This is a genomic window from Hallerella succinigenes, from assembly GCF_002797675.1.
Lineage (GTDB): Bacteria > Fibrobacterota > Fibrobacteria > Fibrobacterales > Fibrobacteraceae > Hallerella > Hallerella succinigenes.
In genome coordinates, this window is the sequence record NZ_PGEX01000001.1 from 740,129 (window position 1) to 753,218 (window position 13,090).

The 13,090-nt window shown below is 50.2% G+C and carries 11 protein-coding genes; all 11 read right to left on the bottom strand.

Annotated elements, in window-relative coordinates; genetic code table 11:
* Window positions 1-12: 12 nt before the first annotated feature.
* Entirely contained in the window at window positions 13-1,869 is a 1,857-nt protein-coding gene (gene mrdA, locus BGX16_RS03210; protein WP_100424762.1) for a penicillin-binding protein 2, read from the bottom strand.
* Complete coding sequence (gene mreD / locus BGX16_RS03215; protein WP_100424763.1) at window positions 1,862-2,353, bottom strand: rod shape-determining protein MreD; 492 nt, start codon at window positions 2,351-2,353, stop codon at window positions 1,862-1,864. Before mreD ends, mrdA begins: the two co-directional genes overlap by 8 nt.
* Window positions 2,337-3,173: a rod shape-determining protein MreC gene (gene mreC, locus BGX16_RS03220; protein ID WP_100424764.1), complete on the bottom strand. Its 837-nt coding sequence runs from the start codon at window positions 3,171-3,173 to the stop codon at window positions 2,337-2,339. Before mreC ends, mreD begins: the two co-directional genes overlap by 17 nt.
* Window positions 3,174-3,194: 21 nt before the next feature.
* Complete coding sequence (gene mreB / locus BGX16_RS03225; protein ID WP_100424765.1) at window positions 3,195-4,217, bottom strand: rod shape-determining protein; 1,023 nt, start codon at window positions 4,215-4,217, stop codon at window positions 3,195-3,197.
* A 60-nt stretch (window positions 4,218-4,277) separates the two neighbouring features.
* Window positions 4,278-4,634 (bottom strand): hypothetical protein, encoded by a 357-nt coding sequence (locus BGX16_RS03230; RefSeq protein WP_100424766.1) that lies wholly within the window; start codon window positions 4,632-4,634, stop codon window positions 4,278-4,280.
* 76 nt (window positions 4,635-4,710) lie between these two features.
* Window positions 4,711-6,000, bottom strand: coding sequence for a hypothetical protein (locus BGX16_RS03235; protein WP_100424767.1), 1,290 nt, complete (start codon window positions 5,998-6,000; stop codon window positions 4,711-4,713).
* Between the two features lie 120 nt (window positions 6,001-6,120).
* Window positions 6,121-7,056 (bottom strand): AgmX/PglI C-terminal domain-containing protein, encoded by a 936-nt coding sequence (locus tag BGX16_RS03240; RefSeq protein WP_100424768.1) that lies wholly within the window; start codon window positions 7,054-7,056, stop codon window positions 6,121-6,123.
* 2 nt (window positions 7,057-7,058) lie between these two features.
* Window positions 7,059-7,553 (bottom strand): ExbD/TolR family protein, encoded by a 495-nt coding sequence (locus BGX16_RS03245; protein ID WP_100424769.1) that lies wholly within the window; start codon window positions 7,551-7,553, stop codon window positions 7,059-7,061.
* A gap of 2 nt (window positions 7,554-7,555) precedes the next feature.
* Entirely contained in the window at window positions 7,556-8,443 is an 888-nt protein-coding gene (locus BGX16_RS03250; protein WP_100424770.1) for an ExbD/TolR family protein, read from the bottom strand.
* A gap of 40 nt (window positions 8,444-8,483) precedes the next feature.
* Window positions 8,484-9,104, bottom strand: a complete 621-nt coding sequence (locus BGX16_RS03255; protein WP_100424771.1) for a MotA/TolQ/ExbB proton channel family protein — start codon at window positions 9,102-9,104, stop codon at window positions 8,484-8,486.
* A gap of 165 nt (window positions 9,105-9,269) precedes the next feature.
* A complete protein-coding gene (locus BGX16_RS03260) occupies window positions 9,270-13,025 on the bottom strand; it encodes a tetratricopeptide repeat protein (protein ID WP_100424772.1) in 3,756 nt (1,251 codons plus the stop codon).
* Between the last annotated feature and the right edge of the window lie 65 nt (window positions 13,026-13,090).

A 13,090-nucleotide genomic window follows, 5' to 3' on the forward strand; every position in this document is an offset into this window, starting at 1 on the left:
GTCCGGAGCCTCTCACTCTTTTACCTCCGTCGAGTCCTTTGGATACTTCTTCGCAAAATAGGCTTCCATCACTTTACGGCATACCGGAGCCGACATAGATCCGCCACCGCCTTGAGCTTCCTGGATCACCGCCACGGCAATTTCCGGATCGTCAAGCGGAGCGACAGAAACAAACCACGCATGGGTCTTTTCGCCCTTCTTCCATTCGCCAGAACCGGACTTGCCGCCCACACGAATTCCCGGAAGCGCAGCACGCTTACCCGTTCCTCCCGGATGGTTCACCACGGAATCCATGCCGGCAAGGAGCGTCCTGTGCGTGGATTCGCTCATGTTGCCTTCAAAAATCTTTTCCGGAATGTAACGTCCCACCACATTGCCATCCACGTCACGCAATTCCTTCATCAAGTGCGGACGGAAAACGCCCTTGCCTGTCGCAATGGAACCGGCAAGCACCGCTTCCTGGAGCGGCGTCACGAGCTGGCCCTGGCCAATCGCCAAGTTCAAAATCAAACCGCGCGCCCAACGCCAACCGTTACGCTTGTTGCGCGCGTTAAATGAAACGGAATCCGGAAGCCAGCCCGCCTTTTCACCCGGAATATCCACACCGAGCTTATGACCGAGACCAAAACGATGTCCGAATTCATTGATGCGTTCCATGCCAAGCATCAAACCGAGCTGGTAATAATACACGTCGCAAGATAGGCGAAGCGCATTCACCAAGTCCAAATTGCCATGTGTACCCCAGCACTTCTGATAACGCGCGCCGAACGTAAAACCACCCGTGCACGGTTTCGGCAAATGCGTCTGTCCCGTCACGAGCTTATGTTCAAGTCCCGCTCCCGACGTTACCAGCTTAAAAACAGATGCCGGCGGATACACGCCCGCCACCGCACGGTTCATCAACGGGCGCGTCGAATCCAAGGCGACCTTCGCCCAACCCTTATTGCGTTCTCGCCGTTTCAAAGAAAAAATGTTCGGGTCCAAACGCGGCGAAGAAACCATTGCAAGAATTTCACCCGACCTCGGATCAATCGCAACGACAGCGCCACGCACAGAATCCGGCAAAGCTTCTTCCGCCGCCTTCTGAATATCCAAATCGATTGTCGTCACCATTCCGTAGCCCGGAACCGAAGGCACATTCTGCATCCCTTCAATGTTTCCCACTTCACGGCCATAGGCGTCCACTTGAACGTACTTCACACCGTCTTCGCCACGGAACTCGCCATCATACTGCTGTTCCAAACCCTTCTGCCCCACACGATCGCCCGACGAGTATCCCGCATATTCCGGTCGTTCCAACTGCTCATCCGAAATTTCACCCGTATAACCGAGCAAGTGCGCCGCCAAAGTTCCATACGGATACGAACGGCGAGATTCCACCACAGTCGTCACGCTCGGGAACTCAAAAGAACGTTCTTGCACAATAGAGACCTGTTCTTCCGACGCATCTTCCAAAATGCGAAGTGTCCCATGCGACTTCCACGCGGAACGCTGGAACATCGTATCGACCACCGCAGAATCGAAAATCGGTTCTCCCTGGGAATCCTTCAAATGGATCAAGCGTTTAAAAAGCGAGTCCTTGGTTTCCGCATCCATCTTGCGGATTTCCGCAGGCTTGATCACGATCTGATACGAAGGGCGGTTACCCACCAAAAGCGTTCCATTGCGATCGAAAATCAAACCGCGTTCCGCTTTCAGAACAATGCGACGCAGACGGTTTTCATCGGAGCTCTGCAGGTTCTCTTCATAACGTGCATATTGCAGATAAAGTAAGCGAACGGAGAGACAAGAAAAAACAAGCGCTACTGCCGCCATAAAAACAAGCGACCTTAAATTGCGATTTTGCAATTCGTTCTGCGCTTTAAACATTGCAACGTTTCACACGATCAAAACGATTCAACAGGAAGAAGCAAGGAATTCCGAACAGCATCGTATAAATGCATTCCGGGAGCGTCTTCAAAAGGAAGAATGTCGTCACGCTTTCCTGGGAAATTCCGATCAAAGCGTAATAGACGAAATCATTCAGCATGAATGCAAGTCCGAGCAAAGCGACCTTCGTCGCGAGGTTCAAACGCAAGAATCTTTCTTCCAACTGTCCCACACCAAAACCGACGCAGGTAAAAGCAATCGTCTGCGCACCGAGCCAATCAACCGAAGCAAAAACGTCTTCGGAAAATCCAGCAAAGAATCCCCAGAGCATGCCCGAAACCGGACCATGCGACAGTGCCATCACCACAATGAAGATTAAAACAAAATCCGGCTGCTGACCGTAGAAACTGATCCACGAAGCGAGCGTCGTCTGCAAAACGATCGTGATGATAAAGCAAACGAGATGTTTAATGAATTTCAGCATTTTTCAACATCTCCTGCAAAACCCAATCCGGTTTCTTCTGCATAATGAAAACTTCTTCAAGATGCGTAAAGTTCTGGAACGGATCGAGTTCCAGTTCCGTCACCACATCCAAATCGCCCTTGTGCATGGAACGGACAACACCTATACCGATACCCTTCGGGTAAATTCCACCAAGTCCCGAAGTCACCACCGTATCCCCTTCGTGAACGCCTGTATAAGACGGAATCGAAGCGTTCAAGTAGTTTACCGAACCACCTTCCAAAAAACCCACCACGCGCGTTCTCTGCACCATCACAGAAACATGCAGCGAAGGATCCGGCAAAAGCTGCACTTTGGAATGGGAATTTGAAACCGCCGAGATTCTACCGACAAGTCCATGCGTCGTAAAAACCGGCATGTTCATTTCAATGCCGTGTTCCGTACCGCGGTTCACCACAAATGTCGTCAAAAAGCGACCCGGGTTCTTGCCGATCACGCGCGCCGTCACAATGGAATAATCCCAGACGTTGTCAAAATGGACAAGCTCACGCAGGCGCTGCAATTCTTCCATGCCTTCGCGCAAATTATCGCGTTCCATTTTCAAGCGAGCGTTTTCACGCTTCAAGCAATCATTTTCGTATGAAACCGAGTGAATACGATTCACCGAAGAAACGACCACCTGTGCCGGATAGTACACGGAAGAAAGCGCTCCGGCGATAACGGTTTCCTTTCCATCTTTTTCCAGATGGCGAATACCGAAGCCGATCATGAGCAGAATGACAAAGAGGACAAGCCCGTGCCCTTTAGCAAGGACGTTTCCAAGAAAACGGAAAATCTGCATTTTCTAGCGGGACTGTCAAAATTAAATCGTGGACGAAATCAAGACCGGACGGAACTTGTCCAATTCTTCGAGAATGCGAGCGGCACCCTTGCACACGCAGAGCAGCGGGTCGTCGATCACGTTCACCGAAAGACCGGTTTCCTTGCGAATACGAGCGTCCAAACCACGGAGCTTGGAACCACCACCCGACATGATAATGCCGCGGTCCAAAATGTCCGCAGAGAGTTCCGGAGGTGTCAGTGCAAGAGCCTGCTTCACAGCGTCGACAATCGCCGTTACGGGTTCATCCAAAGCTTCGCGAATTTCCTGGCTCGTAATCGTCATCGTACGCGGAAGGCCAGCCATCACATCGCCACCCTTCACGTCCATCGTCAATTCTTCTTCCAACGGATAAGCAGAACCGATTGCCCACTTGATCTGTTCTGCGGTGCTTTCGCCGACGATCAAGTTGTAGGTCTTACGGAGATAGTTCACAATCGCTTCATCCATTTCGTCACCGCCGACGCGCACCGATGCGTTGCACACGATGCCGTTCAAAGCGATTACAGCGATATCCGACGTACCACCGCCGATATCCACAATCATATTGCCTGCAGGGCCATCCACCGGAATACCCATGCCGACAGCCGCGGCCATCGGTTCATGCACCAAATGAACTTCCTTTGCGCCAGCCATGCGAGCCGCATCCGTCACAGCGCGTTTTTCCACTTCTGTAATGCCCGAAGGAACGCCGATTACAACGCGCGGCTTCACAAGGAACAGAGGATACTTCTGGACGCGCTTAATAAACGTCGAAAGCAGGATTTCCACCAACTGGAAGTCTGCAATCACGCCGTCCTTCATCGGGCGGATAGCCACATTCGCACCCGGAGTACGTCCGAGCATTTTTTTAGCTTCACCACCAATCGCAGTCACACGATCGTTTTTACGGTCCATAGCAACGACCGTAGGTTCATTGATTACAATACCTTGTCCAGCAACGTGAACAAGGGTATTAGCCGTTCCAAGATCAACGCCGATATCGCAAGAGAAAAGTCCGAACAAAGTATGATTTCCTTCTTAATTTTTTGCTAAAAAATATAGTATAAAAAAGTGACAAGATATTCAATTTTTATCCACGTCTGTACCAAAATGCCACCGTTTCAAATAGCGGTCCCATTGCAGGAATCGATTATCGTAACGGTACTTTCGTTCTTCAAACATTTCGATGTCGCGGTAGATAAAAAATTCCACATTCGCATAGGCAGAATACATCTTGGAATGTTCCTTGTCAAAGAATCGCAAATCGCGGATCTTAAAATACGGGGAATCCAGTAAGGCGCCCTTATCGTTGCTCGCCTTGAGCGTCTGCGCCACCATAAACTTCAAATCGTCCTGCAGGTACGCAGAGAGTTTCGCCTCGATATTTTCTTGCGGTTCCGAGCAGCCCCAAAAGAACAGGCACGCGAATAAAATCAACAAACATTTTCGCATGATTTAAATATAAAAAAGCGCTGTTTCAAAGGAACAGCGCTCTTTTCAAAATCAAGAATTTTTCTTAGAAGGAATAGGTGGCGTCCAAACGGGAGAACCAACGGCCTTCACCCTGAAACGGATTGCGGAAGAGAAGGTCTTCTGCGATCGTCACGTCGATTTTCAGCTTTTCTTCGATGTTAATGCCGAAGCCCCAGCCGACATGGTCATCCATCGTGCCGTTGCCAATCGGATTTGTCGAGAAGAAAGAACCGTTGTCCGAGCAGATGCCGCTCTTGCCTGCGTTGTGGGAATCCACGTCACATTCCGTGTAAAGAATGGACTTCTGACCGCCCACGCGGATCACGAACCAATCGTACCAGATGTTGCGTTCAATACCGAAGCTGATCACGCCGCCGATATCCTTGCGCTTATCCCAGTAAGAATGCTCATCGTCCTGAGCGTCATACGCCGAAACACCGGTATCGTAATCGATGCTCCAGTTATGGGCCTTCTTCTTGTTCCAGACGAAGTCAGCGCCCATCCAGAAGAAGCCTCTATCCAAGCCCACGTTAATACCGAGACCTGCCTGAGCGTGCGTTTCACGAATGCCAGGAGCCTTGATAAAGTGACCGTTCATCGCCGGGACAAGTTCGCCGTCAATGGCTTCGAGAGTCACAAAAGCACGAGAATTGACGAGGTAAGAGAAGTCACCGTCATCAAAGAAGTTCTTGTGTTCCGGACCGTACTGCACACGGGCAATACCCGCAGCAAGTTCCCAGTCCATCGTATTCGTCACCTGGAGGTTAAAACCTCCATCAGCACGGATTACAGAGGCGTAGGAATCACTGTCAACCTGGTAGTCACCGTTTTCCGTTTCATAACCGCCGTCCTGGTGAGCGATATAAATGTGCAAACCGAGAGCGTTACCGTTCGAAAGCGTACCGCCGAGGAAGCCGTCAAAGTTCGTCACGGTCTGCGGCAAGCTATGCTTGTTACCGTTTGCGTCGATGTAATAATCCGGAAGGAATCGGAACAAAAGCGCATCTTCACGTCCAAAAAGGCCGCCTATCGAAAGACGCGGATCCGGAGATTCTTCGCTGCCAAGGCTGAGCGAGAAGATTCCGCCGAAAGTCGGATGCTGCGGATCTTTATTCGTACCCGTTTCCACATTGTCCAAATAAGAGCCAAAACCACCGATAAGGTAGTTCGGATAAAGGTTGATATTGGCCGGATTGCCAAAAATACTCACGTCGTCCATGATGTACGTCGTGTTCTTGCCCATGGATTCAACACGGGCAAACGTAGCAAACGCAGAACCTACGCCTAAAATTCCAACCGTAAATCCCAGCGCAGCAGCAGTTCTCATGTTCATCAATCAACTCCTGTTTTTTTTGTAAAAGTAATTTGCTTTCACAAATTTCGCAAGAAAAAAATAAACAAAAAGGGCTGGAAACGGATGTTTCCAGTCCTTTTGTCATGCTTGAATAACGAATTATTCAGAGAAGGTGAACGGAATCGTTACCGTAGTGTTGCCCGACTTGACCTTGCTGAAGGTCCAGCGCTTCACCGTATTCTTCACTGCATTGTCGAATTCACCGTAACCAGTGGTCGAGGATGCAATGGAGATGGAGATGATATCGCCACCCGGAGCAATGGTGAAGCGGAGCGTCACCTTACCGGCAAATCCCGGCTGCTTCTTCAAGTACTTATTGTAGATGTGACGCAGACCCGGCGTACGCTGACGGACAACCTTCATGATGTCTGCAGCAGAACGAGAGCCACCACCTGCACCCATGTCAATGTCACGGGCAGACGGAGTCTTGATCGTTCCCTTGGAGCGGGTAGCAATGCCACCGCCACCACCGCCGAGAAGGCTTCCGAGACCGTCACCGATACCACCGGAACCACCTTCTGCGTAGCCTTCGTTGAAGCCACCGTCAGCCTTACCGCGACGACCACCGAGAACGGTCTTACCCGTCGTCTGGAGACCTGCCACGTCCTTCAACACCTTGTTAATGTCCTTAGAGAACTTCTGGTCCTTCATAAGGTCATAAGCAGCGTAGTTGGACTTCGTAGTCTGAGCGGTGAGGAGCTTCAGCACGCCACGGGTCTGAGGAGCATTCGGCTGACCCTTTCCGCGCGGCTTACCGCCACCACCGGCCTTCTTACGAGGCTTCTTCGGTTCTTCTTTCTTCTTTTCTTCCTTCTTCTCTTCCTTCTTCTCTTCAATCTTCATGGTCGTCGTGAGTTCTTCGGCAGCGGTTTCTTCGAAGATGACTTCGTCAACCACGGCTTCATACATAGACGCCCAAAGAGATACAGAAAGAGCGACAACAAGAGAAATCAATGCGACACCCGCGAAGCGTTTGTCGGATTCCGGCATCAAGGAAGCAACAAACGGATCTACTTGCTTTTTCGTTTTTGCCATGATTATTCCTCCCCGCCGTTCTTCATGTTCACTGCGAAGGCAATGTTCGTATAGCCAGAGAAGCCACACGTTGCCATCACCTTGTACATCACATCATAAGGGATGTTCTTGTCGATCTGGATAATGATATTACCCGCTTCATCAGCCGGAAGGCCAGCCTTCAAAGCGTGCTCACGTTCCGTTTCACGACGCAATTTCAAGACAGAGTCAACCTTAGCGATCAACAAGTCTTCCTGAGCCATCACGTCCGGAGTCGCCACAATCTTCTGATTATCGACCACCACGTGACCAGCGTCAACAACCACAGAAAGGGAAACTTCCTTCGCCTGCACCTTAGAGGTAGAAATCGGAAGGACAAGGTTTTCCGCCTGGGTAATCAACTGGCCTTCAGCGTCAAGGTTCTTGATAAGGAACACCAGAATGATGGTCATCATGTCCATCATGGAGGTGAGGGAGAACGGGACGTCTTCTGAATATTTACGAGTCTTACGTGCCATTATTAGCCTCCCAACTTTGCAAGGTTAACCTTGACAAAACCTGCGGACTTAGCGCGGTCCATCAGCTGGATGATCTTATCGAACTGGACGTTATCGTTCGCCACGATAATGATGTTGTCCACGTCCTCAAGGTCAATGAAAGCCGTATGGATCTGGATGAGCTGCTTAGAGATTTCGTCATACGCAGAGAGCGGATAAACGACAAGCTTTGCAGCATCTTCCGGCTTCAGCTTACGGGTTGAGTTCTGTGCGAGAGTAGCGACACCAACACCTGCACCCGGTTTCTTGAGAGCTGCCGGCGGATTAATTCCACCTTCGCCTTCACCCACGAGAGCGAGGAAGTTGCTATTACCATCGACCAGGACGCTATCCGGCTGGCCTTCAGACTGAGAGGTATAAATACCCCACATCAAACGACCTGCGTCTTCTTCCGAAGTCTTTTCAATCATATCTAATTCAATCGATTCGATGTCATAGATATACTTTTCTTTGTCCATTTCGCTGCCGTCTTTGCACTTCGGAGCAGAGCCGGAACTAATAGCCTTCTTTACGTCGTCTGCCGCATACTTGATAAGCTGGCCATCGGACTTGCAACGGAAAACCCAAAATTCCTTAAAGTAAACGTTGGGTTGGAAACCGCCGCGGGCACCGATAACGAGATACTCATCAGTAATGGCCAAGGACAGATTCAATGCTTGCTCATCTGGAGGTGGAGGAGTCTGGTCATCCATCTGCATCATAGAGCGTTCCGGAAGATTGACTTCAACAATTGCCAACTTCGAGAACGAGGTCATGGAGAGCAGCATCGGAATCAGAATTGTGAACAAGCCCATCGCCGGAAGCAAATCCGGTTCTTCGACTTTTCCTGATTTCTTGATTGCTTTTGCCATTTTAACTCCTATCTAATTAATTGTTCTTAACCAACAACAATTACGACAGGGCGTTGATGATCTTGAGTCCCTTTTCTTCCATTTCCTGAATGAGACGTTCGCTGTTCATATTGAGGATACCCACGATGACGAGCTGCGGAACTGCAGAAATCAGACCGAGGAGCGTGGTACCCATAGCGATAGCAATACCATCGGAAAGAGCCTTCGGACGTTCAGCAGCCGGCTTGTTAGCAACAGCGTCGAACGTGAAGATCAGACCGTAAATCGTACCCATAAGTCCGATCAACGTAGAGATGGAAGCCATAACGGAAATGATGGAAATATAACGAGTGAGACGCGGAGCTTCAGTGAGGAACACAGCATCGCAAGCGTTCACCATCGCTTCACGACCAGCATCGCGGTTGCTAACGATAGCAGCAACGACCTTAGCGATCGGGAGCTTGGAAGAGTTAGCGAGGCTCAAAGCCTGGTCATACTGCTTAGCGCTGATGAGCTGGCCGAACTGGTTCAAGAACTTGCCGCGACCCTTTGCGCTCTTGATGAGAATGTAAACGATACGTTCAATCGAGAAACCGATACCGATTGCGAAGACGGCAAGAATGATCCACATAAACTGCCAACCAGAGTTCGCCGGGTTGAACGATTCAAGCATTTTAGACATTAGGATACTCCTTTTATACGAGTGATTTGTGATTGTTTCCTGTAAAGGCATATTTATTTTATTTTTGGCGATTTGGGGCGCATTTACGCTGTAAAATTTTCATTACCCCAAATTAAAAAAGAAAAATCCCGCATTTGCGGGACTTTTCTCTTGTAAAAGATCGCTTTACTGAGCCTGAGCCGGGGCAGTAGCCGGAGTTGCCGAAGGCGGAGGAGCCAGACGAGCCTGGAGTTCCTTGAGTTCAGCACGGAGCTTTTCGTTTTCAGCCTGTGCATCCTTCAAGATTTCCTGGTAAGTCGCAAGCTGTTCCTGCTTGGTCATGACCTTCGATGCGCGAACCTGTTCCAAGCGAGCCTTCATCTTGAAGTAGCTCGGATCCTGGAAGAGCTTGGAAGCATCAAACTTCGTGATCTTGATCTGAAGAGCTTCGTTCTGTTCGTCGAGGTTACGGAGCATGTCGTAGAGCTTCTGAGTCCACTGGTTATCGATACCATAGTGTTCAGAGGCGCGAATACCCGTTGCGCAACGCGGAACAGCAGCTTCGCGAGCAGCCTGAGAACGGCTAGACAATTCATCACGGTAGGCCTGGAGGTCTTCGCCAGCAGCGAATGCAGCGTCTTCCTTCGTCATGCCGTCGTATTCCACATACTGAGCCACGATTTCAGCACTATCCGGAAGCGGAGAGTTAGCGAAAGCATCACCCACTTCGACGAACACGGCACAACCCTGGTAGTACATTTCGATGTAGCCTTCTTCAGCGGCGATGACGTCGGCGTTGTAGAAGCCCTGGTCACGGGCGAGGTCGATGTTCTTCTGGAAGATCGGCTGAGCTTGATCGTAGTAACCCGGCAACTGCTGGACAATGCCGATGCGTTCCGCGAACTGTTCTTCATTCGTCTTACCGTTGAGTTCCTGTTCACGAATCTTGGCGGCCATCGTCACGAAGAGGAAGCCAATCTTGTTCGTGGCACGGAACGTCCACTGTTCAGATGCATAAGTAGCAGACTTCGAGTAGTGACCGACAGCGACCTTCAAGATTTCGGTGAGCTTCTTGACGGCTGCGTCCTTCTGCTTCTGCTTGCCAGAAACGGTGATTGCGTCCATCTTGGCGTATTCCATTTCGCCAAGGTAGTAAGCAGCTTCAGCCGGAACGCCCGGATCGGCATTCTTGATCTGAAGACCGTACTTGTCGTAAGCATCAAGAGTCTTCTTGTAGTAATCAGCAGCGTTCTTATCATCCTTGAGTTCGCGGTATGCACGAGCCGTTCCGATGTAAGCAGCGATGAGCTTTTCCTTATCAGAGGTATAGGTCTTTGCGAAGAAGATGTAAGCGTCAGCAGCTTCAGACCAGCGCTTTGCATTCTGGTAAGCAACCGGGATGCTGAACGCCGCGTCGAGAGCGTAGGAGCTCTTCGGGTAGTCGCGAACAAGGTCCTTCGAGCAGCGGATCGCTTCTTCCGGAAGCTTGGCTTCATCGTAAGTCAAGCAAGCACTATAGAGCATGCCCGGAGTCTTTTCGTGATCGTGATACTTTTTGTAAGCAATTTCGTAGGTCTGAGCGGCCATCTTCTTGTTCGGAATCGAGTCATAGGTAGCAGCGGCGAAGCCGATTGCTGCAAATGCCATAGAATCCTTTTCGAAGTTGTTCGTAATGAAGAGGAACGTCTGAGCGGCCTGTTCCGGCTTGCCAGCCTTCTTATAAGCCATAGCCGCACGGAGGATACCCTTGATGGTGAGCGGCGAAGAACCGTAGTTCTTCGGAATCATCATGAAGGTCTGAGCGGCCTTATCGTAGTTGTTAGCCTTTTCGTAAGCGGTACCGGCTTCGAACACAGCCTTATCCGAGAAGGATTCCTTCGGATAGTGCTTGACGAGGTCCAAGTAAGCGACAGCACCCTGTTCGTACTGACCGTTCTTCACTGCCTTATCTGCCTTCTGGAAGAGTACAGCGGCGATGGAAGTGCGGATAATCTTAGCCATGGAGTCATTGCGAGTAGCCTTGACTTCGGTGTACTGCTTCAAGAGCCATTCGAATTCCTTCTGAGATTCATCCAGTTCTTCGGATTCGAGGAGAGACTGAGCAAGCATACGGCTGATGAGCAAAATGTATTGGTTATTCGGATAGTTCGTCTTTAAAGCACGGAAGTCGATAACAGCCTGCTTGAACTGCTTAGCCTGATAGCGGACAATGGCTGCGTTGTAGGCAAGCTCCACTGCTTCCTTCTGCTTGCTGAACTTCTTCATGTACTTGTCCATCTGAGCAAAGTAAGCCTTGGTTTCCGGAAGATTGTAAGCCTTCACCGGATCATCGCCAGCCTTGTTCTTCTGGGCATCGGCACGAGCTCTATCCATCATGAGGACAGCGTTGTAACCCGCATCTTCCTTCTTGTACGGAGCAGCGGAACCGAGAGCGCGGCGACCATAGCGGTTCGTGTCTGCGTCCACGATTTTGTTAAACATGTCAGCCGCCTTGGCGAACTGGTTCATTTCCTGATAGACGAGAGCCAGGTTTGCAAAGACCTTGTATTCATCCCAAGACGGTTCAGCCTTGTAATGGCTCAAGAATTCGTTATAACCCTTGATAGCGATGTCATAGCGTTTCTTAGCACTTTCGGTGTCGCCCTGCTTCATGAGCTTAGCAGCCTGAGCGTGATCGTACTGCGGAATGTCGAGCATTGCAGAGCGGATAGCCTTTTCTGCGTTTTCGACAGACTTCGGATACTGCTTGTTCTTCTTGTACCAAGAAGAGTTCTTGCTGTAGCGCTTCACGACGAGCTTACGCTGTTCCTGAGCTTCATCAAACTTCTGCTGAATGATAAGGATTTCAACCATGGCGACGTCGGCGAGCGGAGCGTCCACATAATCCGGGTTGATATCAAGCAAGTACTTGAAGGACTGCACGGCTTCTTCATTCCGGTCGTGGTCCTTGTTTTTCATACCGATACGGTAGTAGAGGGAATCCTTGAACTGGACCTTCTTGTCTTTAAGGAACTTAGCGGCCACGCGGACACCGTCATCGATGTCAGAGAAGGAGGCTGCCATGAAGTCCATAGCTTCAAGACGCAAGTCGTTCGGATATTTACCCTTGTCGGAACCGTCGATGTAAACGAAATAGGTCTTTGCAGCCACTTCGTATTCGGCGATGTTGTAGTAAGATTCTGCCAAGTGGTACATGGCAAGAGCGGCTTCCTTACCCGTGAGGTTTTCAAAGCCGGTCACGCGCTTGTAAGCATCGATAGCTTCGCGGAATTTACGGTTCATGAAGTGGTATTCCGCAATACGGAGCCAGGTCTTCGGAACGAGACCGTTGTCCGGGAATTCCTTCACGAGACGCATACGGAGCTTGTAAGCCTTTTCTTCTTCGCCACTTGCTTCATAGACGAAGGAAGCCTGATACATCACGTTCGGAGTTCTGGTTTCCTTCGGATACTTATCAATGTATTCGAGGAAGTAGCCGAGAGACTTGGAGTGATCGACCTTCGGGCCCGATCCGAGGTTCTGGCACTTAGCCGGTTCGTTATCACGGTCTTCGCACCATGCCACGTTTTCTTCATACTGGGCCATAGCATCGACCTGGAGCTTTTCTTCCAAGCGATACTGGTAGTTACCGAGCTGCTGAAGCGCGCTAGCGCAACGAGAGCTCTGCTTACCCTTACAGCGATCGACCTGCGTACGCCACTGCTTAATAGCGGCCTGCATTTCGTTTTCATCCATACCACCTGAGCGGCATGCCTGCTGAGCCTGGGTTTTTAAAAGGTTATAGGAACTTGCGCACTGTTTGTAACCAGACGAGCCCTTCTTCATCGCCTTACATTTGGCGAGCATGGTCTTCGCTTCTTTCGTTTTATCTTTACACGGATCTGCGTAAGTCACACCGGCAAAGGTGAAAAGCGTCAAAGCGACCAGAAATAGTTTTTTCATTTGAATTTTCTACCTATCAGCTTTTTAAAACAAGGACAGACCCGGAATGACCAGGTCTATCCCCT

Bases quoted from the DNA above. Each gene is read 5' to 3' on its own strand.
- BGX16_RS03245 (WP_100424769.1), bottom strand. From the start codon at position 7,553: ATGGCACGTAAGACTCGTAAATATTCAGAAGACGTCCCGTTCTCCCTC.
- mreC (WP_100424764.1), bottom strand. From the start codon at position 3,173: ATGCAGATTTTCCGTTTTCTTGGAAACGTCCTTGCTAAAGGGCACGGG.
- mrdA (WP_100424762.1), bottom strand. From the start codon at position 1,869: ATGTTTAAAGCGCAGAACGAATTGCAAAATCGCAATTTAAGGTCGCTT.
- BGX16_RS03250 (WP_100424770.1), bottom strand. From the start codon at position 8,443: ATGGCAAAAGCAATCAAGAAATCAGGAAAAGTCGAAGAACCGGATTTG.
- BGX16_RS03255 (WP_100424771.1), bottom strand. From the start codon at position 9,104: ATGTCTAAAATGCTTGAATCGTTCAACCCGGCGAACTCTGGTTGGCAG.
- BGX16_RS03260 (WP_100424772.1), bottom strand. From the start codon at position 13,025: ATGAAAAAACTATTTCTGGTCGCTTTGACGCTTTTCACCTTTGCCGGT.
- mreD (WP_100424763.1), bottom strand. From the start codon at position 2,353: ATGCTGAAATTCATTAAACATCTCGTTTGCTTTATCATCACGATCGTT.
- BGX16_RS03240 (WP_100424768.1), bottom strand. From the start codon at position 7,056: ATGGCAAAAACGAAAAAGCAAGTAGATCCGTTTGTTGCTTCCTTGATG.
- BGX16_RS03235 (WP_100424767.1), bottom strand. From the start codon at position 6,000: ATGAACATGAGAACTGCTGCTGCGCTGGGATTTACGGTTGGAATTTTA.